16 protein-coding genes and 1 pseudogene are annotated in these 23,316 nt (G+C 63.9%); 6 read left to right on the top strand and 11 right to left on the bottom strand.

What is annotated here, in order from left to right; translation table 11 throughout:
* Positions 1 to 10: 10 nt before the first annotated feature.
* Both ACFWPX_RS26880 and ACFWPX_RS26875 read right to left on the bottom strand, forming a co-directional pair.
* A complete protein-coding gene (locus ACFWPX_RS26880; protein ID WP_378930088.1) occupies positions 11 to 766 on the bottom strand; it encodes a MerR family transcriptional regulator in 756 nt (251 codons plus the stop codon).
* 209 nt (positions 767 to 975) lie between these two features.
* The gene (locus ACFWPX_RS26875) at positions 976 to 2,310 is read right to left on the bottom strand and encodes a TerD family protein (protein ID WP_378930086.1); all 1,335 of its coding nucleotides are present in this window, start codon (positions 2,308 to 2,310) and stop codon (positions 976 to 978) included.
* A gap of 364 nt (positions 2,311 to 2,674) precedes the next feature.
* Between ACFWPX_RS26875 and ACFWPX_RS26870 the strand changes: the two genes are divergently transcribed.
* Positions 2,675 to 3,922, top strand: a complete 1,248-nt coding sequence (locus tag ACFWPX_RS26870; RefSeq protein ID WP_378930084.1) for an MFS transporter — start codon at positions 2,675 to 2,677, stop codon at positions 3,920 to 3,922.
* A 93-nt stretch (positions 3,923 to 4,015) separates the two neighbouring features.
* Positions 4,016 to 4,885, top strand: coding sequence for a glucosyl-3-phosphoglycerate synthase (locus ACFWPX_RS26865; RefSeq protein ID WP_378930082.1), 870 nt, complete (start codon positions 4,016 to 4,018; stop codon positions 4,883 to 4,885).
* A gap of 40 nt (positions 4,886 to 4,925) precedes the next feature.
* Here the strand turns inward: ACFWPX_RS26865 and ACFWPX_RS26860 are convergent, their stop codons facing one another.
* The 5 genes from ACFWPX_RS26860 to ACFWPX_RS26840 all read right to left on the bottom strand — a co-directional run bounded on the left by ACFWPX_RS26860 (position 4,926) and on the right by ACFWPX_RS26840 (position 11,452).
* Positions 4,926 to 6,761 (bottom strand): ATP-binding cassette domain-containing protein, encoded by a 1,836-nt coding sequence (locus ACFWPX_RS26860; RefSeq protein ID WP_378930080.1) that lies wholly within the window; start codon positions 6,759 to 6,761, stop codon positions 4,926 to 4,928.
* A gap of 15 nt (positions 6,762 to 6,776) precedes the next feature.
* Entirely contained in the window at positions 6,777 to 7,946 is a 1,170-nt protein-coding gene (locus ACFWPX_RS26855; RefSeq protein ID WP_378930078.1) for a type III polyketide synthase, read from the bottom strand.
* Positions 7,947 to 7,992: 46 nt separating this feature from the next.
* Entirely contained in the window at positions 7,993 to 9,459 is a 1,467-nt protein-coding gene (locus tag ACFWPX_RS26850; protein WP_378930076.1) for a fatty acid desaturase, read from the bottom strand.
* Between the two features lie 252 nt (positions 9,460 to 9,711).
* Positions 9,712 to 10,518 carry an LppX_LprAFG lipoprotein gene (locus tag ACFWPX_RS26845; protein ID WP_378930074.1) on the bottom strand — a complete coding sequence of 269 codons (807 nt, stop codon included), beginning with the start codon at positions 10,516 to 10,518 and terminating at the stop codon, positions 9,712 to 9,714.
* 181 nt (positions 10,519 to 10,699) lie between these two features.
* Positions 10,700 to 11,452 carry a helix-turn-helix transcriptional regulator gene (locus ACFWPX_RS26840; protein WP_378930072.1) on the bottom strand — a complete coding sequence of 251 codons (753 nt, stop codon included), beginning with the start codon at positions 11,450 to 11,452 and terminating at the stop codon, positions 10,700 to 10,702.
* 164 nt (positions 11,453 to 11,616) lie between these two features.
* On the opposite strand from ACFWPX_RS26840, the gene ACFWPX_RS26835 reads away from it, so the two are divergent.
* Positions 11,617 to 13,347, top strand: a complete 1,731-nt coding sequence (locus tag ACFWPX_RS26835; RefSeq protein ID WP_378930070.1) for an ankyrin repeat domain-containing protein — start codon at positions 11,617 to 11,619, stop codon at positions 13,345 to 13,347.
* 1,108 nt (positions 13,348 to 14,455) lie between these two features.
* Here ACFWPX_RS26835 and ACFWPX_RS26830 read toward each other — a convergent pair.
* From ACFWPX_RS26830 to ACFWPX_RS26820, 3 genes are all read right to left on the bottom strand, one after another.
* Positions 14,456 to 15,034, bottom strand: coding sequence for a hypothetical protein (locus ACFWPX_RS26830; RefSeq protein WP_378930068.1), 579 nt, complete (start codon positions 15,032 to 15,034; stop codon positions 14,456 to 14,458).
* A gap of 219 nt (positions 15,035 to 15,253) precedes the next feature.
* Positions 15,254 to 16,420 carry a DUF2254 family protein gene (locus ACFWPX_RS26825; protein WP_378930321.1) on the bottom strand — a complete coding sequence of 389 codons (1,167 nt, stop codon included), beginning with the start codon at positions 16,418 to 16,420 and terminating at the stop codon, positions 15,254 to 15,256.
* Positions 16,421 to 16,445: 25 nt separating this feature from the next.
* Positions 16,446 to 18,803, bottom strand: a complete 2,358-nt coding sequence (locus tag ACFWPX_RS26820) for an arylsulfatase (RefSeq protein ID WP_378930066.1) — start codon at positions 18,801 to 18,803, stop codon at positions 16,446 to 16,448.
* Between the two features lie 383 nt (positions 18,804 to 19,186).
* On the opposite strand from ACFWPX_RS26820, the gene ACFWPX_RS26815 reads away from it, so the two are divergent.
* From ACFWPX_RS26815 to ACFWPX_RS26805, 3 genes and pseudogenes are all read left to right on the top strand, one after another.
* On the top strand, positions 19,187 to 20,143 hold the full coding sequence (locus ACFWPX_RS26815; protein ID WP_378930064.1) for a formylglycine-generating enzyme family protein: 957 nt from the start codon (positions 19,187 to 19,189) through the stop codon (positions 20,141 to 20,143).
* 96 nt (positions 20,144 to 20,239) lie between these two features.
* A complete protein-coding gene (locus ACFWPX_RS26810) occupies positions 20,240 to 20,704 on the top strand; it encodes a pyridoxamine 5'-phosphate oxidase family protein (protein WP_378930062.1) in 465 nt (154 codons plus the stop codon).
* Between the two features lie 156 nt (positions 20,705 to 20,860).
* Positions 20,861 to 21,492, top strand: a pseudogene (locus ACFWPX_RS26805) (transposase).
* A 747-nt stretch (positions 21,493 to 22,239) separates the two neighbouring features.
* On the opposite strand, the gene ACFWPX_RS26800 reads toward ACFWPX_RS26805, so the two are convergent.
* Entirely contained in the window at positions 22,240 to 22,992 is a 753-nt protein-coding gene (locus tag ACFWPX_RS26800; protein WP_378930060.1) for a hypothetical protein, read from the bottom strand.
* Positions 22,993 to 23,316: the final 324 nt, after the last annotated feature.

The following is a 23,316-nucleotide window of genomic DNA, read 5'->3' as shown; positions in this document are numbered from 1 at the left end:
GCCGAATCCCTTAGGCGCGTGCGGCGTTCGCGGTCGTGATGAACGCGATCTGCGCGGGTGACGGTCCGCAGAACTCGCTCTCGATGCGGTCGGACTCCTCGGCCTGCATCCGGTACATGCTGTCGCGCAGGCCTGCGTCACCACCGTGGAACCCCTCCAAGAGTTCCATCCATCGCGCCGCCATCTGCTGCGCCTCGGGTGAGGCCGGGTCCATTCCCGCCGCGATCGCCGCGTCGACCTCGGGGATCAGCTCGGCCCAGTCCGCTTCGGCTTGCTGAATCTGCCGTTCACCGAGCTCTTCGCGGCGCAGTGCGAGCTGCGTCAACTGCTCCTCGGTGAAGTATTCCTTGATGGTGTCGTCGACCATGACGGTCCTCCTGATCAATTCCAGGAAGTGATCCGCGGATGCGTCCGACCGGCTCTCCGCCGTGGCGGCCAGTGCCGCGACCAAGGCGTGTAGGTCCCGGGTCGCGGCCAGTTGCGCGGCCAGATAGTCGCGATGTGCCGCCAGTACCTGGGTCATCGCCACGGCACCCTCGAGCAGGTCCGCGATCTGGTCCAGGCCGAGGCCCAGCTGACGCAGTGCCAGCACCTGGTACAGGCGCTCGACATCGCTCGAGGTGTAGAGCCGGTGGCCGGTGCTGGTCCGCTCCGCGGGGTGCACCAGCCCGATCCGGTCGTAGTGATGCAGCGTTCGCACCGTCAGTCCGGCCTCGGCCGCGAGCTCACCGACCTTCCACATACGCTCGGTTCCGCGCTGGTTCATCCGCTTCATCCCACTTCCGCCGACACACTGTGCGTCGGCGTTGTCGACGGTAGAACCTGACCTTACGTGAGGTGCAAGCCTGAATATGCGCGCCGAATCCGAGGATCAACGACTGTCGGAGATCTCGATCCCTCGGGTCGGCGAACCCGATCGAAGCAACCAGACTCGAAAGGGTGGGCCGGCTTCGTCCGCACGAACTGCTGAAACGCTCAGCGGGGGGTCGGGCATTGTCCTTCATAGCGGCTCAGGCCGAGGCCGCTGGCCTTCTTGCTGCGTCCGACAGGGCCGTTCTTGGCGGAGCGGACCCACGTGCCATCGGTGTCGAGGACGGGCATGCGTTCGCTGAAGGCTCGGCTGTAGTGGATGGTGCCGTCGACGGTGAGGATGCCGTCGCGGACGTCGATGTGGGCGACGGTGGCCCAGAAGGAGCTTTTGCCGTTGCCGATGATGACGGTGATCTGATCGGCGTCCTTGTCGGGGAGCCCGTCGGGGCCGGGGCGGCCGTAGCGGACGCGGACTCGGGGGTTGCCGAATTTGTCGATGGCGCCCGCTCCGTTGTCGACGGATTGGTAGACGTTGAGGAGGAGGTCGCCGTTTTCGGTGGGGCGGACGGTGACCTGCTCGGTGGCGGGAAGATTGTTCGCGCCGGGGCCGCGGGTGTCGCCCTGGTGGTGGATGAACGGCCACTGCGTGATGTCGCCCTGGTGGCCCTTCTCGCCGCTGAGAACCACGTAGTCGCCGGTGATCTCGTTGCGGCAGAAGAAATACACGTCCAAGTCGCCCGTGCCGAACTCGGTGACGCGGCCGTTCGCGTCGTATTTCGCGCCGCGGCCATCCCACTCGAGACCGACGGTCAGCACATATCCGGGATCGCCCTTGCGGAGGTCGATGGTCGCGCGGCGGTCCGGAGAATCCTTGGTCAGAACAACATCGACTTTGCGGAGATCGACCGACGGCGCCGGGGGCGTAACACTCTGCGGCACAGGCGCTTCGGTCACGCTCGGCGACGCGCGCACCTCGGTCGGTTCATCATCCGCATCGACAACGATGCCGTGATCGGTCGCGAAGGCCGCCAGTCCGGCGCTGTACCCCTGGCCGATCGCGTCGAGCCGCCACCCACTCCCCCGGCGGTACAGCGCGACAGCTTGCAGCACCGTCTCCGAATCCAGACCCGGCGGCACGAAACTCACCGTCTGACTCGATCCGACGGCGGAAACCCGCAGCCCGGCCACCGCACCGAACCGAATCCCCTGCGCCTCGGTACTCCCGGTGATCACCACCCGGTGAATCTCCGCAGGCAAGGCCGAAAGATCGACCGCGACAACAGCATCGGACTCCAACCGAACACCGGATGCCGCCGGATTGTTGAAGAACACGAAGTCGGCATCCGAACGCACCTTGCCGTCGGCGGTCAACAACACCGCGGCAATGTCCACCGCCCCGGCCGGACTGTCGAGATCCAGGCGCACCGTGTACTGCCCGTCGACGAGATCAGTCTTGGACCCTTTGGAAACCTCGACCATCGTTGCCGCACTCCCACTCATGATTCAGCCCCTCCACCAGTCGACTGAGCCCCACGGTACCCGCACCATCCGCCGCCGGGCAGGTGCTCGGTGGCCGAACTGGACAGGGCCCGCCAATTCCATCCGTTGTCCCGTGATCGCCGGATCCGCTAGGAAGTTCGCCCTCGAAATGACGCTGTCTGCACACTGTTGGTCAGCTGTTGGGTGTGCCCACCGCACCACTGTGTGACGCTGGTTCAGATGCGCGTCAACGATGCTGCTGTTCAACACTTTCGCTGTTGATCCGCAGTGTTCTACCGAGACTCGGTCTGTTGGTCGACCATCGTCATTGGGGGTGGCTTTGGCTGAATCGGATGCAGACGCAACCGTCCTCGCGACTCATCAGATGAACGGCGCTTTGTGGCGGCAGCCGGTGGTGTGGGCGGCTATGGGGTTGTTTCTGCTCAATGGGCTCGGTTACGCCGCGTTGGCTTCGCGGCTGCCGGAACTCCAAGAGCGATACGGGCTGTCGGACGCGCAGGTGGGGTTTGCTCGCATCGGATTCGTGGTCGGGCTCACTGCGACGATGTTCGTAGCCCCGCAGATCGTGCGTCGGTTCGGCGCGGCCCGCGCTGCGCCTATCGCCGCTGGGCTGTATCTGGCAGGAATCGGACTGGCGGGGATGGGTATCGGGCTGTGGGCGACAGTCGGCTGGCTACTCGTCGCCGGAACCTTCAATGCCCTGCTCGACATCGGACAGAACGTCCTCGCTGTGCGTCTGGAGAAGGTGCGTATGACCGCGGTCGCGGGCACCCGGGAGAACAGCCTGCTCTCACCGATGGAAGGGTTCCAGGCAGTCGGCGGCACGCTCGGCGCCACCTTCGGCCTTGTGACCGCCGGGCGCGTTCCGCTGCTGCAAAGCTTTATCACTCTCACCGTGATCGGTTTCGTCGGCGCCGCAGCCGTATTCGTCATCGTCAACCGATTCCAATGGGGCACTGGGCCGGCAGACGTGGAGACCACCGGAAATGGTTGCGAACCGCCACATCGTCCACGACCGGATGTCCCCCTACTCGAACGAATCCAGGTGGCATACCCATCCGATCTGCGCTGGTTGACGGCGATGAGTTTCTCCGCGCTGCTCCTCGAGGGAATGCTCACCAATTGGCTGGCAATTCTCGCGGTGCATTCGGGTGCGTCGCTGACCTCGGCCACTCTCGCTCTGACGCTATTCATCGGGTCCATATGCATCGGGCGACTGGCGTTCGGGCCGCTGAGCCAGTACCTGGATCGGGTCTGGTCGGTCCGCATCAGCGGTCTGCTCGTAGTCGTCGGGATCGCCGGTATCGTGACGCACTCGCAGACCGGAACCGCGGCTCTTGCGGTGGCTTCGGTCGCGGCCGGTCTGGGTCTGGCCAACCTGCACCCCTTCTGCACCGGTTCTGTCGGCCACGGCGTCGACCCGGGAAACGAAGAACAAGCACTCGGCAAGCTCAATCGGGTCGCCTACACCGGAATTGCCCTCGAAGGTGTGCTGATCGGCGCATTGGCTGCCATCTTCGGGCTCGCGGTGGCGATGGCCATCATCGGCATCCTCGCGATCGTGTTCATGGTCAAGGCGTCGCTGTTCGCCACCCACCGCGCCGCTCTGTAGGGATGACCAGCACGATCGGGAGATCCGTTGGACTCGATCACAGGATCTTGCGGCCCGGTGGCGGTGGTGGCGCGGGTGTCGTTGACTGGCTGGATGGATGTCGGTGAACTGGTCGACCGCAAGTTGGGTCGTCGGGTCTCGGTGGTGGTGCCCGCGCTGGATGACGAGGACACCGTCGCCGGGGTGGTCGGTGCTGTTCGGCCGCTGCTCGGTGGGCTGGTGGACGAGTTGATCGTGGTCGATGCCGGGTCCGCTGATCGCACCATCGCGCGAGCGCGGGCCGCCGGGGCCGCGGTCTACTCGCGGGAGGAGGCCTTGCCCGGGATCGCGGTCCGGCCGGGTAAAGGTGAGGTGCTGTGGCGTGCGATGGCGGTGTGTACCGGTGACCTGATCGTCTTTCTGGACGCCGATCTCGTCGAACCCGATCCGATGTTCGTGCCCACTTTGCTCGCACCGTTGCTCACCGACCAGCACATCGCCCTGGTGAAGGGTTTCTATCGCAGGCCGATGACCGACGATGCCGACGGCGGTGGCCGGGTCACGCAGTTGGTGGCCCGACCGCTGCTCACCGCTCTCGCGCCCGCGCTGGCCGAGATCATCCAGCCACTCGGCGGCGAATGTGCCACCACCCGTGCGTTTCTCGGGCAGATCTCGATCGCCGGCGGCTACGGCGCGGAGATCGGGATCCTGCTGGATTGTTGGCAGCGGCGCGGTGTGTCGGCCATCGCGCAGGTCGACCTCGGAATCCGCGTACACCGCAATCGGCCGACCCACGAACTCGCGGTGATGAGTCGGCAGGTCGTGGCGACGCTGCTCGATCGACTCGGCATCCGCGATTCCGGGATCGGCCTCATCCAGTTCCTCCCCGAGGAAACCGGTTGGCGGCGAACACCTTCCGAGGTCAGCCTCGCCGACCGGCCGCCGATGTCACGCCGCCTCGCCGAGTACCGCGACATCGCCTGACACACGAAAACGCCGGCCCGATGGGACCGGCGTTCACGCGCTAGACGGCGACGAGGCCGAAGTCGAGCTTCACCAACTGATCGGCGCAATCGAAGTACCGGTCATCGTGGGTGATCACGATGACGGTCTTTCCACGGCGCTTCAGATCGGTGAGGATCTCGTGGTAGAACACGTCGCGGAAGCGCGGCTCCTGATCGGCGGCCCATTCGTCGAAGACGTAGATCTGGCGGTCTTCGAGCAGGGCGGTGAGCAAGGCCAGGCGCTTGCGCTGTCCCTGCGACAGGTCGACGGTCGACAACCGCCCGTCCTGGACGGTCACCTTGTGCGAGATCTGCAACTCGTCGAGATAACGCTGGACTTCGGCGTCGATACCGGGGCGGTCGAAACCCAGGTAGTCCTCGAACAGATGGAAATCGGTGAACACCGCCGACGAATTCTGCCGGTACCACTCGATATTGTCGTGGTCGATCCTCTCCCCGTTGAGCGACAACGACCCCGAGCGTGGCACATACAGACCGGTGATCAGCTTGGCCAGCGTCGACTTCCCGCTGCCGTTGCCACCGACGATGAACGTGATCTGGCCCGGTTCGAAAACCAGGTCGATCGGACCGAGCCGGAAACCGGCGTCCTCGGACTCGCCGAGTCCGGGCGGCGGAGCCAGCGGGCGCACATCGGTGCCACCGTGGTCGACCCAGTTCTTGCCGTTGACATCCACCTGCGGGCCACCCGGATGCGCACCGGGGTGCGCGGGGTGCGGGTGCGCCGGCCTGCCGTTACCCTCACGCGGCGGCATACCGGGACGCGGCGGATGCCCGCCCGGCCCCTGTGATCCCGGCGGCGGTGGTACCTGAGACGGCGCCTCCGAGCGATAGATGTAGCTGACGTTCGTCAGTTCCAGCTTGGCCTCCCCAACCGCTGGACGCTCCGAATACGGCAGCGACTCCTCGTCGTGCAGCGTCGTCATCGACAGGTTCATCGCCCGGATCTTGGCCAGCGCCACATCACCACGCAGCAGGTCGGGGATGCGGTGCATGAAGTTCTGCATCGGCATCGCCAAGAAGGTGGTGACCAGCACGTAGCCGACCATCGTCTCGCGCGGCAGATCCAGTGCGACCGCGATGACGAACAGGATCAGCGCCATCGTGCCCAGCTGCAACGCCTGGCCGAAGCCCTGGGCGTAGGAGAACTTCGAGCCCGCGTCGGTGTTCTGGTCGCGCAGCGTGCCCGCCGAACCGAGCAGGTGCCGGTCCATGAAGTCGCGGCGACGGCCACGGTGCAGCTTCAGTTCCTTGATGCCGAGGGTGACGGCCTGGAACGATCGCAGCAGCGCGTCCTCGTTCTCACGGGCTTCCCGGTAGATACCGCGGACCCGCTTGAGAACCAGTTCCACACAGGCGATGCCGACCAAGGTGCCGCCCACCGTGACCGCGAAGATCGGTCCCGACACCACGGCGAGGAACACGAAGCAGCCGACGATGGTCGCCACGTCCACGCAGATCGAGGGGATGGCGGTGACGGCCTGCGACAGCGAACGCACGTCCTCGGTGAGCGTCGCCATCAGGCGGTGCATGCCGAGCCGTTCGAGGTGTTCCAGTGGGGCGGAGACGATTCCGGAGCTCAGATCGCTGCGCAGCCGGTAGATCGCGTCCTGGGAAAGCCGGATCAGCAGAACCTGCGACAGCACACCGCTGACGAGGATCACCAGACCCGTCGCCCCGAAGCGGAGCAGCAGGTTGTCCGGCTGCGGGCGCGGCGAGACCACCGCGTTGATCAGCGTGACCAGGTAGGTGTTGGCGGCGCCGCAGATCAGGCCCGCGACGACGACGGCCGCGATCCTGGCCGGCGACAGCGCGGCGAGAAAACGGAGCAGATGCATGACTTGACTGCGCTCTCAGCTGCGGATGACATCGAACACGATGCCCTCGAGGGTGACACCGGGTGCGAACGAGAACGCCACACCGGTCGAGATCGGTGCCGCCGTCTGCGCGTCGCGGATCATCCGCTCCAACACGAAGATCAGCGAGACACTGAGCATGTTGCCGTGCTCGGCGAGCACCTCCCAGCTCGGCGCCGCCGACTCGGCGGGAATACCGAGCGAATGCGCCGACTCCTCGATGATGCGGGGACCACCGGGGTGGATCGCCCACAACTCGATATCGGTTTTGCCGAGTCCGTTGCGCGCCAGCACTTCCGAGACCACCGGGTCGACACCGCGGTAGATGTAGTCGGGCAGGCTGGTCGCCAGTTCGCAGGTGATGCCCGCGTCCTTCACACCGAGCACGATGCCGTCCTCGGCGTCGTCGAACAGGTGGCTGAAGCTGTCGCGGATCACGACGCTGCCGGGTGCGAGTGGCTTGTGCACCTGGTTGGCGCCGATCACCACCGCGCCGCAGCCGTCACCGAACAGGCTGTGGGTGATCACGTCGTTGACGTCGTCGTCGAAAACGGCATTGACCGAACTCAATTCGATGCACAGCACCATCGCCTTCTTGTCCGGATGGGCCCGGACGTAGTCGACGGCGGCGCGAATGCCGTTCATGGCCGCGGCGCAGCCCATGAAGTTGATGACCATCCGGCCGACCTTGGGCGACAGGCCCAGCTGCTTGACCACCGCGACGTCGACTCCGGGGGCGATGAAGCCGGTGCTGGTCACGAAGATCAGCTGGCCGATGTCCTCGGCCGGGTTCTCCAGCCCGGCGACGGCGCGCCGGGCCACGTCGACAGCAAGCGGCACAGCGTGTTCGAAGAACAGGTTCATCCGCTCCCGGATCGTGCCGGGCTTGCGGCTGAACTCGAGGAACTCGGGGTCGAGCGGGTCGATGGCCAGGTGCCGGGTATCGATCCTGGTCTTGGCGTAGATCCGCGGAATACGCTGGCGCTGAACGGGATCGGAGAACAGCTCGGCAACCCGGCCCGCGTTCACGGCTTGATCGACAACCAGCGAGGGCGAACCGGTGGCGACCGCCTCGATCACTCCGACGGTCGTCGGCGGCGTGGGTGGTAGCAGGTCGTGCCCGCGCTCGACGTCGGGCGTGCGGAGCAGGTCAAAGGAAACAGACACGGGCACAAATCCTTTCGAGACAGAACAGATGTGGCAGCGGGCCGGGTCAGACGGTTCCGATGCCGGAGAAGCCCTGCGCGGTGTAGACGACACAGGTCTTCAACGCTGATGGTGCGCAGTGTTCGCGCACGAAACCCCACCGGTTCTCCTCGGCCTCACGGGAGGGCGCGAGCAGATAGGTCCGGCACAGCTTGGGGAAACGATCTCCGAAGAAGCTCTTGGCGGGCAGCCACTCCACGCCGAATTTCGCGGCTTCCTCGCGCACCACGTTCTCCGACGCGATATTGGCGAACCCGCTGCGCTGGAACGGAAGTACGTGATGGGCCCGGTGCGAACTCAAGCCGGCCGAGAGGAAGCAGTCGACGTACTTGTTGCCGACCACGGTCAGGTCGTAGGCCTGCTCGAGCTGGTTCACCGCCCAGTCCTCGGTCTCGGTGTGCAGTTCCTCGGTCGGGATCTCGAAGTCGTGGCTGGCCACCACCATGAAGGTGCTGATCCACAGCGTGATCACGAATTGCAGGCCCCAGGCGAGCAGGTCGCCCGCGAAGGCGAAGGCCACGAATTCGGCCACCAGCAGGAACCGCATGCCGAACGAGCCGATGAAGTGCGGCAGCGCGCCACGCCAGCTGCCGTACATGTCCTTGATGCCCACCTTGCGGGTAAGGCGGCAGACATCGAGGAGCCGAATGATCATGCCCGTCAACAGATGTCCGAACTTGTGCACCGTGTGCACCGGCATCCGGTACAGGCGCGGGATCTGCATCATCATCGTGAAGACGTTCTTCTTGATGTCGACTTCACTCTGGGTGTGCGGGTGGTGCAGCAGCGCGTGGCCGTCGGCGGTGACGAAAGACAGTGCGACATAGTTCATGTCGAACGCGTTGACCGCGTACTTGTTCAAGCCCTTCTGCGCGCGGTGGATCGCGTAGTGACCGAAGCCTGCCAGCGAGCTGCGCAGCAGCACCATCGCGATCACGAAGGCGGGCAACGGCATCCAGCTCGTGTCGTAGAGACGCAGCGCCTGCACGGCGATGTAGGCGAAGATCAGCACACCGACGACGATGTCGAACGCGCGATCCATCCGCTTCAAGCGCGCCGCCAGCTCGGGCTCCTTGAGCCGGGCCTTCACCTGGTGCAGCAGATCGGACTTGTTGTCGAACTTGTACTTCGGGGTGTCGTCCCAGCTGTTGAAGCCGTCCTTGAACAGGAAGTCGGGGGCGTTGTTCTTGGGATGGATATCCTCGGGCGTGGCATCGCGACCGAGACTGTAACGCTCGATCATCCGCGCGATTTTTTCCGGATCACGGTGGTAGGAACCGATGATCGACGTGATATCGCGATTTTTCGTGCGGCCGATGAAGAATTCACCGCCTGGATGCTTGGAGATCCAGTCACTCAGGTCGTAGGCTCTTCCGTTATAAACCCATACGTTGTTGACGGGAGGACGACCCCCCGGACCGGGCGGTGGCGGGAGCTCGCGCTCCGCTTCATCAGGTCGATCATCGATCGTCATTAGTTCTTCCTCCGTGTCCGATCGGCGTCCGATGCGTGTTGCCTGCCGACCAGCGTCCCGACACGTATAGTCCTTGTGGCGCCTTGCATCTCGCTGAACATTCTCTTATTGGATGCGCACTCGTGCGTTCGTGATTCGCTTACCGCCGGCGACACCCAGACGACACACCGGCCCGGGGCTGCGGAGGGCACTGCGTGCCAGGTTCCGCTGACCCCGGACCGGTGTGGGTTGATCCGGTAGTACCGGCGAATATCAGCCGGCGGGCTTGATGATGTTGACCGGCTTGGCCCAGTTCGACAGGCCGACGGTGACCTCGCCCTGATCCTTCTTCACCACGGCGCGAACGAGATTCGGGCCGTCGCCGGTGGAAGGCGCGTCCGAAGGCTTGGTGGAATCGGAGGCCGGCGGGGCGGTGTCCTGGATCCACACGGTGATCGGCATGGTGCCCGCGTTCTGGCCGATGCGCGGCACGATCGGGTCGATCACGGCGGCGTCGATGGTGCCGGAGACCTTGACGGTGTTGATGCCGTCGATCACCTCACGGCCCTCGGTCTTCGCGTTCTGGATATTGGCGATCACATTCGCGATGCCCTTGTCCTTGTCCAGGATGACGCCCGGATCGTAGACCTTCTCGGCCGGACCCGCGGGCACGTAGCGGCCGCCGGTCTGGGTGTACAGGACCTTGTCCACCACCAGGAATTTCGCCTCGGTGAAGGAGGCCTCAGGGGTGAGCTTGACCTTCGCCTCACCCATCGCGGCGCCGGAGCCCTGGGTCTCGTTGGTGACGTCGGCGGAGACGGTTTCCACCGGCAGGTCGGGCAGGTTCTTGACGTTGATCTTCAGGTGCACGTTGTGCAGGGTCTGCGTGGTCTTCGCCGACTCCTTCACGATCTGTGCGCCCTCGGGCAGCTGGCCGGTGGGCGCCGGGCCCGCCGTGGTGGCCGAATCGTCTTTCGTGCAGCCGGATACGAGAGCCGCGCAGACCGCCGCCGCCGCGACGACCGAAGTGATGCCGGAACGTCGCGCGAAGCGCCGACGCGAGGTGGGGTTCGGTGTCATGTGGATCAAGTTTCATCCCCTGGAGATGGTCGTATATCGGTATAGGGCAGCCGAAGACCATCGTTCATCTCGCGTGCTCCCCCGTCGGCGATAGTACCCGAGGAATTCGATTTGCGAGTTATCTGCACGCACATGCGATTTCGGATATCGACGATCCATTGCTATCCTCTATTACCGCATTTCAGCTGACTGCGTGGAACCGCCGACGGTGTTCGTCGACCGGGCGCAGCCGCGATTCCTCCGGCATAGCCAGTAGCACGGACAGCTTTCCGGCCTCCGCCTCGTCGACCGGGGTGAAGATCTGGATCCACTCGCCGTCGGTCGCGGGCAGCGACATCATCGTGAGGTGCATCGCGAGGTCCCCGATAGCCGGGTGCTGGATCACCTTGATCAGGTTCACCGGCACCGCGACATCGTTGCGGGCCCACATACCGGCGAATTCGGGACTGGCCCCGCACAACTCCTCGACGAGCGCCTGCCACGTCGGGTCGTCGAGGTGCCGGACGTAAGCACCACGCAGGTAGGCGACCATGCGCCGCTGATCGTCGATATTGTGCTGGTAGGGATCACAGCACTCGGGCGTCAAGAACACCGTTCGCAGGACATTGCTGCCATCGTCGGTGAGGCCGGGGAACAGTGCGCGATAGGCGCCGTTGTGCGCCAGGACGTTGTACTTGGAATCGAGCAGCACAGCGGGCAGCGGCGAGAGCTGGTCCAAGATCATCGGCAGGCCCGGCGGCATCGTCGACGACACCGTCGAAGCCGGCACCGACGGCACATCAGCGAGCCGGTACAGGTGCACTTTCTCCGCGTGGTCGAGCTCGAGAGTGCGCGCCACCGCGTCGAGCACCTGAACGCTCGCATTGATCGGCCTGCCCTGTTCCAACCACGTGTACCAAGTAACTCCGATGCCCGACAGCTGTGCCGCTTCCACACTCCCTGCGGTCGGAACTGCGGGGCAATCCGCAGGACGCCTTCGAAGCCGCCGGTGCCGGTGCGCTCAACCCGCCATCATTGGACAGTTCTACGGACACCACCGTGCTTGCCAGATCCACTGGAGTACCGGCACTCCCGGAGAAGACGAATAGCATCAATGCGGTGCGGCGTTGGTTGATGGGCAGAGGCGAGGACCGGATGTCGATGGTGATCGCGGCGGCTGGGGCCGGGGATGTGGTCCAGCTGACGCAGTTGCTGGATGAGTGTCCAGGTCTTGTGAATACTAGAGGGTGGATGGATACCACGCCGTTGATCGAGGCGACGTGGCATGCGGATTCATTTGCCGCAGTACAACTTCTGCTGGGCCGCGGTGCGGATCCTTTGGCGACGCGAGTGAACGGGGACAACGCCCTGCATCTCGCGACCAGCGGCCCGATCGCTGAACTGCTCGCCGAGGCAGCAGGACAGCAGGGACTGGCAGCGCGATATCTGTTCGAATCGACACCGCTGCACGTAGCTGTGAAGGAGAACCGGCGCGATGTCGTCGCTGCCTTCTTGACCGCGGGTGCTGATCCAGCGCTGACGGCTACTCGGGTCGCCGGCAACAATCGGGTCACTGCCTTGGACCTGACGGACAACCCCGAGATAGCGCGCCTGTTGATCGACGCCGGCGCCCCGATACAGACCCTGCAACCACACAGTCCGCTCCACCGTGCCTGTGCACGAGCCGCGGATCTATTGTGGGTCGAGGTCGCCGAACTCCTGCTGGCACGCGGTGCCGATCCGGGACAGCGTGACGAATTCGGCGACACCGCAATCGACATCCTGCATCGTGACGCGCCAAAGTCACTGCGCCTCAGAATGATCGATATTCTGCATGCCACGGACCGGACGGTCGAGCTCGAACTCCATGACGTCGTGGTCGGCGCGCACGAAGAGCTGGTGATCCATCCCTCGCTCCCTGAAGCTCTGAGCAGCATGTACTCCGGTGCCTACCTGGTGCACTGGCAATTGACACCGGATCTCTCGCCGGTACGGATCATCAAAGTCCCTGGACGTCAGAAGATCCGTGGGCCCTACGGATCGACGAACGGCATGCGGACGGCATTTCTCACAGGCGAATCGGTGCTGTTGCGTGACTGGGGTGACATCGACATCGTCGATGTGCTGCCCGCTGAACTGCTTCCTCAACGAGTACAGGGACACGTGGCCTGGTCGCCGGACGGTCGGTTCCTCGCTCTCACTGGCAGTGAGGAGTTGGTGGTTGTCGACACCGCACACGGTCTGCGCCACGATGCCGACGATGACGAGGAGATCATGCTCGGTGATTGGAGTATCACACCGCAGTTCTCACCCGACGGGCGTCGTCTTGCCGTCGGCAACTGCATGCAGGGGACAGCGTGGCTGAGTTTGGCCGACGTCTCGGCGCAAGGCACCCTCTCCCACCGCTACGAACGCCAGGATCTGCCACTGACCGACCACGCCAACCTGGTTGGGTCGGTAGCGTTCAGCCCGGACGGTCACCGATTCGCCGCCTGGATCCGACCGGACCACGGACAAAATCGACCGAATGGCTACCGCGGTCTCGTCGCGGTCGTTGACACAGCGACCGGTGACCCGGCGTGGCATCTCCGCATCGACAACGACGTGACCGGCATCAACGGCCAGGTGTGGTGGGCATCGCTGTGCTTTGCTGCCTGCGGTAGCTGGGTCGCGATCGGTCTCGATACCGGTGTGCTCTGGTTGAACGCTGAGACAGGCACGCCTGCAACCAAACTCATGTCGATCGGTGCGGTGCACGCCGTGGCGAGCGCCGCCCACACCGGCGTTGTGGCGGCGACCGATCGGGGTGTACACCGGGTTCCACCTCCACAACTTCTGACACCGATGTGAGTGCTCTGACTAGATCTGGTCCCGACCGCTTGGCGGCCGGGCCACAAGTTGATGAGGTGCAAGCTGTTGTTCCAACGGTGCCTGGCCGTCGACCCTGCGCAACGATCGATCCCCGTTGCTGCCCTATGTGATACATGCAGGCTGTAGTCGCTTCCTGATGCTGTTTCAGCTGCTGCACATCGCTTTGTTGACGATCGGCCTCCGACTCAGGCCTGAAGGAGTGTGTAATGGACATCTCACCCCAGTGAGTGGTATCACCTCTGCACTCCCTACCGCCTGAGCCACAGACAACCAGCCCAGCTGCACCCGACAATGTCCCGCCCGCAAACCCACTGTTCTCGGGACATGCGCACGGTGTTCATGCCCTACCCGGAGACAGGACGGGGCTCGAGAAATCACTAACCGACTCCGACGCGGCGCGTGAACGCACATCTCATGTCCACTGTCACCTTGCTCGCCAACGAGCACGCAACGTCTCAGCTCCAGACCGAACTTCCACCACTTCCCGTTGAGGATTGGTGGGCCGCATGAGCGTTGGTGCATCGACCTGTTCCAGCCCTCCCTCACGAACCCGCTGGACCACCGTTTCGGCCGCGTGACCCCTCGACGGCACCGCGACTCCGAACTGGACGTGAAGCGAACTGTTCTGCCCGTGGCTCCCAGACCGAGGCCAAGGGTGTCGGCCTGTCGGGCGGACCGAATTTCAACCTGCGACCACTTGGCGCGGGTTCCAGTTTCCCGGACCCTACCCATCAATGCCCAATAGTGCCCAGCACCAGTACTTTTCGCAAAACGGCTGTTCTCAACGATTCCCATGAATTCGCATAGATTCCGATCAAAAGTGTGGGGTTTCTGTGGGGCCCCAGCTCGCTCCGAGGTCCCCCCGTGGTGCCGCAAGCCCTCGATGCCGTGGGCGCTTTCCGCTCGAGCAGGGGGCACAAAGCGTTGCTGGGCGGGGCGACGCTATGGACAGGCTCATCCGCTCGCGCGGGGAGCCTGCGTGGCCCGCCACTGCTACAACCGCCTGGGCGCACCGATCCGCAAAGATCGGGTTGGCAACGATCCGAGGTCGCTAGCTCCAGATCCGGCGCCGCTGGCCCGAGGACACCTAATCGAACTGCAACCAGCCTTCCTTGCGAGAGAATCTGGGACGCCGGTCGGGGAAGAACGCGTTCGGGTATGTACCCGACATCCGGCCAACAAGTTCGCGGGAAGCAGTATCGAGTTCATCGAGCTCCTGTAGCAGGCGAACTTCGTCGAGCGCCGTCGAACGGTGGATCTTCAGCACACTATGAAATCCGACGGCGGGATCCTCGATGCTGAAGATTTTAGCCGTGGCATGTATCGCCTCGTTTCGGGCATCCGCCCAGCTCGCGATACTTTTGATTACTGCGACGAACGACTCGTCAGTTTCAACTGCCGGACTATCTGTCTTGTCGAGACCGTTCAACGACTTCACGCACAGACCTTTGACTGTGTCCCGGCTGGTAGGTGGCACCTTGCGAATATGCCACGACCGGCTCGCCAAACGATCACTCAGCAGCGAGTCAAGAACCGCCACAGCCTCCAAATAGTGGCCGGACTCGATCGATTCCATCACCCAGTCAAACGCGGCCGTGTAGCGGCGTGCGCGGCGATCCCCGAAAGCCGGATCGCTGGCGACCTGCCGAATCTGCTTCTCCCCCAAGGTTTCACCATCCTATCAACTTGAGGCCCTCACGCAGCCTACTCAATGCCGCCTCCGTCGCGGCGTCGGCGGCCACACCTCAGCATTCGCGGCGCCAGGACCCGGCGCTGAGTGCCCGCTTCGAGTCAACTGCCAGATGACTCACCGGCAACACCGCCAAAATTGGTGATTGATCGGCGATCCCGGCTGCTGTAATAGTGACCCGTGCTTGTCGCGGTCTCAGGGGAGGTTCCGCTCGGCCACCCTGTCATCGAGCCACGCCAACCGCCGGTCGATCAGTTCGGTGCGTTCGGGATCAGCGCGATCACGTACCCGCCGCAGCATGTCGCGTAGACCTGTGACAACCATCGGCGAGTTGACGGCGCACGCAATGTCGTCGACACCTGTCCGAATGAACTCCTCCCACCCCGGCAGATGAACGACCAGCCTTTCGACACCGTTGTGGTCGGTCAGGCGCAACGGATCGAGTCGTGTCGCAGCGGCTGATGCGAGCAGGTCCTCCAACTCGTCCAAGGCTTGCACCGCGGTCGCCGGGTCGTTCACCGCCGAAGACAGTGCGCGCAGCGCGATATCGGCCAACAACCTGAGCGCGAGCATGGGGTCCTGGTCGAATGTTCGTTCGTTGCCGACGATCAGCCCCTGCAGCACACGAGTTTCGGGCAGCGTCCCGCCGTAGATGTCGGCGACGCGACTGCCGCGATGCAGTGTGGCGCCCGGACTCTGCCGCACGACGATCACCACGTCGGCGGCTGCCGCCGTCTCGATCAGCCGGTCGACCTCGACCCTTTGCAGCACCATCGGAGGGTGCTGCCACCCGACCGACATACGCGGCGACGGCAGCGGGGACCGCGCCGGCGAGACGGCGCCGCGGGCGGGGTACACGGCATCGAGTGCCTTGCGCCCGCGGGCAGCGATCGCACTGAGCGCGGGGGCCAATTGGATGGCGGCAAAGGCACGCAACTGCAAGGTTCGCAACAAGGCGACCTGTACCAGTACCAGCAACATCGCGAGGACCGGCACCGCTGCCGAAACCTCGAGCCGTTTGCCGATCGCCAGGGCGGCGGTGACACAGAACACGGCCACCCCGAGGGCGAAGCCGAATGTCCGCCACACGATCGGGTCGTCGCGGAACAGCATCAAACGCGGCGTGAAAGTGGTGCTCACCCATTGCACTACCAAGAACAACAGCGAGAAGATGACCGCCACCGCGCCGAGGAGACCGAGCCCGATCGCCAACAGTGTGTCGATCACGTGGGCACTCGACACGCGAGGACCCCGAGCGATCAGGGGGACGGCGAGTCCAGCACCCAGCCCCACCACTACGAACACGAGCTGGGCAAGGCCCGCACGCACGCGGCGGCGGGTTCGGGCTACCCAGACGAGCACGGCCACCGCCCCGACCTCGGTGCCGCTACTCGCGCGACAGCATCGCGACGGCCTCGCGTTCGAGATCGATGAACGGTTCACCGCTCACGTCGACCGCTACCCGGTGCAGCGTCCCGCCGGTGAACGACCACGGTCGCACTCCGGGATAGTCCGCGGTAACGGCTTCGGCGCTGTCACGGCCCGCGTTGAGGCCTTCACCGGTGAGGCTGAATTTGCCCGGCTGGGTACGGATTCGGCCCTCGCCGACCTTGCGGTCGCCGTAGTAGAGGCGCAGAATCCCGCGAGCGGTGCCGGGTGGATCCTCGCTCTCCTTGTCGAATGATGCGGCCAGGATCAGGTTCTCGCCGGTCGGCAGGTCCTCGGTCGCCTCGATCCGCTGTTCCTCGCTGCCCAGGAAGTTGTACACGTAATGCAGGCGGTTGTCCTTGATATACAGTGCGTGCCCGCCGAAGCGGCCGCCGTGGGAGAACAGGACGCCGGAGGCCCCCGGTGCGGGCAGATCGACGAGCGCTCCGATCGAGTACGAGCGGTTGCGGATGTTGACTGCCACTGCCTCGGGTACCTCCGCGCCACCGGGACGGTAGATGTAGCGGTTGCGCGGTGGCGCGAGCTGGGGACGTGGGGTGGTGAGGATTTCGACGGCGGAGCGGTCGTCGAGCGGGAAGGCCTGGTTGGTACCTGCCTCGTAGAACCACAGGCCGATGAGTTCGGCCAGTCTCCCGGGTTCCTCGGCGGCGAGATCATGCATCTCGGCGCGGTCGGCCTCGGTGTGGTAGAGCTCCCAGGTGTCGTCGGGGAAGTGGCTCCATCCGCTGAGAGTGGGGTGGGTGGTGACCGCTTTCCAGCCGTCGTGCCAGATCCCGCGCCCGCCGAGCATGGAGTAGAACTGTGTGTGCTTGGCGGTCGGGATGTTGGGCGCGTCGAAGCTGTAGCGCATGCTCACTCCCTGTAGTGGCACCTGGGCATGCCCCTTCACCATCTCGGGGAGGTCGACGCCGACGCAGTCCAGCAGCGTCGGTACCAGGTCGACGGCGTGGTGGTACTGATCACGGGTTTCGCCGTTGGCCGAGATCCCGGCCGGCCAGGAGATCACACACGGGTCGCAGGTGCCGCCGTTGAACGAGTACCGCTTCCACATCTTGAACGGGGCGTTGAAGGCCATCGCCCAGCCGTTCGGATAGTGGTTGTAGGTCGTGGGGCTGCCCAGCTCGTCGAGTTTGGCCATGTTCTCGGCCAGATCGTCCGGGACGCCGTTGGCGATCTTGTTCTCGTTGACCGAGCCGTCCGACCCGCCCTCACCGCTGGCTCCGTTGTCGGAAACCACCACGATGATGGTGTTGTCGAGCTCCTCGATCCGCTCCAGATAGTCGAGCAGGCGACCGATCTGGTCGTCACAGTGCGACAGGAAACCCGCATATACCTCGGCCATCCGGGAGAACAGCCGCTGTTCATCACCGGAGAGGGTGTCCCAGGGGCGCGTGTAGTCCAGCGGCGGGAACGGCTCGCCGCCGGGTCCACTGCGGGTCTCGGGCGTGCCGATCGGGTTGAGCGGTGGCAGCGCGGTGTTCTGGGGAACCAGTCCCATCTGCTTTTGCCGCTCGAGGATCTCCGCGCGCATCACCTCGTAGCCGGCGTCGAACCTTCCCCGATAGCGATCGGCCCATTCGCGCGGCACCTGGTGCGGAGCGTGCGCGCACCCCGGAGCGTAGTAGAGAAGAACCGGACGGTCCGGGGCGATGGCTTTGACGTCGTCGATGTATTCGATGGCTCGGTCGGTGATGTCGACACTGAAGTGGTAGCCGTCCTCGGGCATCGACGGCTGCTCGACCGGATGGTTGTCGTGGATCAGATCCGGATACCACTGGTTGGTCTCTGCGCCGAGGAACCCGTAGAAACGCTCGAAACCGCGACCGATCGGCCAGTTTCGTTTGGTGGAAGCGAGGTTCATCTCGTCCTCGGCGCACAGATGCCATTTACCGACCATCGACGTGCTGTAACCCTGCTCGACCAGAACCTCGGCAAGGGTGGCGCACTCCGGTGGGATATGGCCGTTGGCGCCCGGAAATCCCACCGCGCACTCGCTGATACACGCCATGCCGTTGGTGGTGTGATTGCGGCCGGTGAGCAGGCAGGAGCGGGTCGGCGAGCACAGCGCGGTGGTGTGCCACTGGCTGTAGCGCAGACCTTTCGCGGCGATCCGATCGATATTCGGTGTCTCGATCGGGCCGCCGTAGCAACTCATCGCGCCGAACCCGACATCGTCGAGCACGATGTAGATGATATTCGGAGCGCCCGCGGCCGCCTTCGGCTGCTCATACGGACCCCAGTCCGGGACCGAATCGCGAATATCGAGGTTGATCACACCACGGAATGGAATTGCCATGAGGCAGTCTCCTCACCGAAGAACACCGATGCGCGGCAAAGTTCCCGACGCTGCTCACTGAGCGCCATCACGGCGAGTTCCCTTGCAGGGCTTCGATTAACGTCACAATGTCGATTCCTGTACCGACCACATCCAACCGCAGGGCGTGTACAGGTTCGAGCCTGTTCCGCACCCACCTATCCGAGCTCGTCGTGCCGGAGTCATCATGGGGAATCAGCACCGACGGCCGGTCTTGCGACCCGTTCGACATTACACCGGGTGCTCGGTGGAAACCGCGATCATCGTCGAAAGTTCACCCTTGCCGGGTGAGGGATTACAGCGCCGTGACAGCGAAGCTCGAAGGACCTCCCGCGATATCCGTCGATCATCGGAAGGGCAACGATATGAGCAGTGTCGCCGGCGGGCTACCACCGTGCAGTAATTGCCCTGGGCAGCGGCACCTGGTGTGGATCGAGGGCGGTGTCTACACCATGGGCTCGGACACCCATTACCCGGAGGAATCACCGGCACATCGGGTCGCGGTCCCCGGATTCTGGATCGACCCGCGTCCGGTGACGAATACCGAGTTCGGCCGCTTCGTCTCCCGCACCCGCTATGTCACCGTCGCCGAGCGCGCCCCGGCTGCGGCCGAATACCCCGATGCCGATCCGGACCAACTGGTCCCCGGCTCGTCGGTGTTCATCAAGCCGGATCACCGCGTGCGCCTGGACCAGCCCTACCAATGGTGGCACTGGGTTCCTGGAGCGAATTGGCGACATCCACAGGGTCCTGGCACATCCATCAAGAAGCGACCCGACCATCCGGTGGTGCACATAGCCTGGGACGACGTCGCGGCATACGCTGAATGGGCCCGCAAGGATGTACCGACCGAAGCCGAATGGGAGTACGCCTGTCGCGGCGGGCTCGACGGCGCCGAATTCGCCTGGGGTGACGAATTCGAACCGGGAAGCACACCGATGGCCAATACCTGGCACGGCGAATTCCCCCACCACAACACGCGAATCGACCGATACGAAGGAACCTCGCCCGCCGGATCGTTCCCACCCAACGGATATGGCCTGTCGGACATGATCGGCAACGTCTGGGAGTGGACCCAGGATTGGTACACCGCCCATCAGAGCCCGGCCCATGCCTGCTGCGTCCCCGAAGATCCGCGCGGCGGCACCGAATCCGACAGCCGTGATCATGCTCGATCGAACATCGGCCGCCGCGTCATCAAAGGCGGCTCACATCTGTGTGCTCCGAACTACTGCCGTCGGTACCGGCCGGCGGCGAGAATGGCCCAAGCTATCGACACCTCGACCTCACATCTGGGATTCCGGCTGATCGTTCGCCCGTGAACGACACCCTTGCCACGTCCGCGACATGCTGCACCAGATGCCACGCACTACATCGCTGCGGTAAGCATCGGCGCCCACGACAGGAAGGCGAAGACGATGGGAAGTGACGACCCGAGTATCAACGAACTCGCTGTCAACGAATGCTGGGCACTACTGCGTACTGGGGAGGTAGGCCGCCTCGCCGTGTGGGTGGATGACCATCCGGACATATTCCCCCTCAACTACGCGGTCGATCACGGAACCATCGTGTTTCGATCCGCGGGCGGCACCAAGATGTCCGCCGCGTTGTCGGATGCGCCCGTCGCGCTGGAAGTCGACGGCTACATCTCTGGGTCTCACGAAGCATGGAGCGTGGTGATCAAGGGACGTGCCGAAGGGATCCGTGAGATCGGTGATTTGATGGACACCGTGGATCTGCCCCTCTTTCCGTGGCAGGGCGGGGCGAAGAATTTCTTCATCCGACTCGTACCCACCATGGTGACCGGTCGCCGGTTTCCTGTTGTCGACCCGGCCGCTTGGCGGAGTCCCTTCTCGAATGCGCGACGGTCTCCTTCGGATTAGGGCACCTTTCGCTGCGGTAGGTGCCCGCTGCCAAGATCCGACGCTGCAGCTCATGATCGTGGTCTCCCCCGCGGATCAACTAAGGGATGTCCCGTAAGTCGTTGAGCGGCAACAGATATCGTATCGCTGGTGGTGATCTCGGCGTCTGACCCGGTGATGGTGGAGTTGTTCTCCGGGCTGCGGGCGGCCACGTTCGCTCGCTTGATCACCCAACTGCGGCGCGAGGGCGCTGACCGGCCGCTACGGGGTCGACCCTGGGGATTGCGTTTCGAGGACCGGGTGTTGCTGGTGGCCACCTACGGCCGCGTGCTCGGTTCGCCCGTGGTGCGGTGTTGATCGTGGACGGAACCCTGGTCCCGACCCGCGATCACAAGGTCGCCGCGCAGAGCAAGAACTACCGGTACTCGACCAACCACCAGGTCGCTATCGACGCCGACACCGAACTGGTCGTCGCGCTGGGAAAACCGTTACCGGGCAACCGCAACGACTGCCGGGCCTGGACTGAATCCGGTGTCGCCCACGCCTGCCGCAACGCGGTGGTGATCGCTGACGGCGGTTACCAGGGCACCGGTCTGATCATCCCGCACCGTCGATCACCCGGCGTCGAGCTACCGGAATGGAAACAGGCTCCCAACAAGTCCCACCGCAAGGTTCGTGCCCGTGTCGAGCATGCTTTCGCTCGGATAAAGACGTGGAAGATACTGCGGGACTGCCGTTTACGTGGTGACGGGGTGGGTGTCGCGATGGCTGGGGTAGCGACTCTGGCCAACCTCGCCCACGCCCACTGATTCCTATCGGTGGACCGGCCGCCGTGACCGACACAGACTTACGGAATATCCCTTACCCGAACTGTCCCAGCTGGTCGGATGCCTTGGTTCAGAAATCAGCAGAGCTGGGATCCGGAGACGCAGCGGTGGAATTCCTTCGGGAATTCGGCGAGCGATGCATGAAACGAAACTGGCGTTGCATTGGTCTCGCTCGACCTCAACGCGGATGGATGGGGACTCACATTCGTACCCAGCGAGCGGCTTGACCCGATCAGCACCGCAGCCAACACGGTCGGACGTTCAATTACCGTGGTACGCAACGACGGCCAGTTCTGACTCCCACGGAACTCTACCGAATGTCACCACAAGGTACGTGGCACTTAGTCAAAGCAGCTCGTATCGAGCAAAAACGCCCTCTTTACTGAGTTTCGAATTGACCGTGTCCAGCATTTCCCGAACCAGCTGCGGCGGTTCACTCACACTGAACAACGCGATGTCGACCCCGTTGTCCCCGTCACCCCCGCCTTCCTCGCCATCCGGCGCACCTCACCCGACCGCACAGCCCCGAGATACGCGTTCAGCTTCCGCCAGAAATCCTCGATCAGCTCCGCATCCGCACCCAGACCATAATCACGATCCTCGGTCATCGCCAATATCAGTCGACCATCCCCCCGGCAGCGACCTGATCGATCCGCCCGACTTCACATATCGTCATTCCACTTACTCCAATTGTTCAGCGCCCGTTCTTCAACAGGTTGATCGAAATGCTCAGGCCAACCGAGCGGTGGCATACTCAGGGAAACGAACACTTATCGCGGCATCGAACGCCGCGACGCGCTCCGCCGAATCCCAATCATGAAACTGGTCACAGCCACGGTACCAATCCATCAACGACACCACATCCTGAACACGACCCGCCAACAACGCCAAAATGACCACAGCACGCAACCGCTCCGGATTCGGGTTGGACCGATCCAAAGCCGACAACCTCGGCTCTCGAGCCCGGGCCAATAGGTACGTGATCGTCGACATCTGACCGAACCAGTCTCGGACTTCACCACGAACATGATCCATGAACTCAACAACACTGCTGTCGATATCAGCGTCCACGGCGACCCAGATCTTCGCCCTCAAAACGTCCCGCGGATAACGAAAAGTTCCGAACGACACAAAGTCGACAGGGGCGGGGTCCGAACCGTCGGCAGCGCTTTCCAACGCATCAACAGGTAGCTCGGCGCGAACCTGCCCGACCACATCCGACATTGCATAAGCCCACCCGAAGAGGCCGACACACCCGTCCCGATCGAGCGTCAGGGAAGCCATGACGGCTTGCCGCACACCCGGCAAACCGTCGATATCAGCAGCGAACCACGCGTGCCGCCACCGCGGATATCGCTTCCCCGGCTGCGCTTCTCCGCGTCTGTCCAACGCCTCGCACTGCGTGAAACCCTCCACAGCCAGTGCCTCAGCCAACTTGGCGATAATCGACTTCATCAACCGATCCGACTCAGCCGAACCCATCATGTTCTCCTCTCGAAAATTCACCTGACATCATGACGGTCCCGGCACGGGCCGGTCGACCTGGTAGCGGTCGGTCAGCGCCCTCGCGCCGTAGATGGGTAATCAGGCGAGCCAACGTGCCTGGCCGCAGCCCGGAGAACAACTCCACCATCGCAGGGGCAGACGCCGAGATCACCACCGGCGACACGGTACCTGTTGCCACTCAACGACTTACGGGACATCCCTTAGCGCTTGCTACCCAACTCAGCGGCACGAACTCCTTCTCGTTCATCGCGCAGCCGGTCAAGGATCTCCGCAACCATGTCGTTGGAGTCCGGTTCCTGC

Source organism: Nocardia sp. NPDC058518 (genome assembly GCF_042719655.1).
GTDB lineage: Bacteria > Actinomycetota > Actinomycetes > Mycobacteriales > Mycobacteriaceae > Nocardia.
This window is presented reverse-complemented; position numbering and strand designations above follow the sequence as displayed.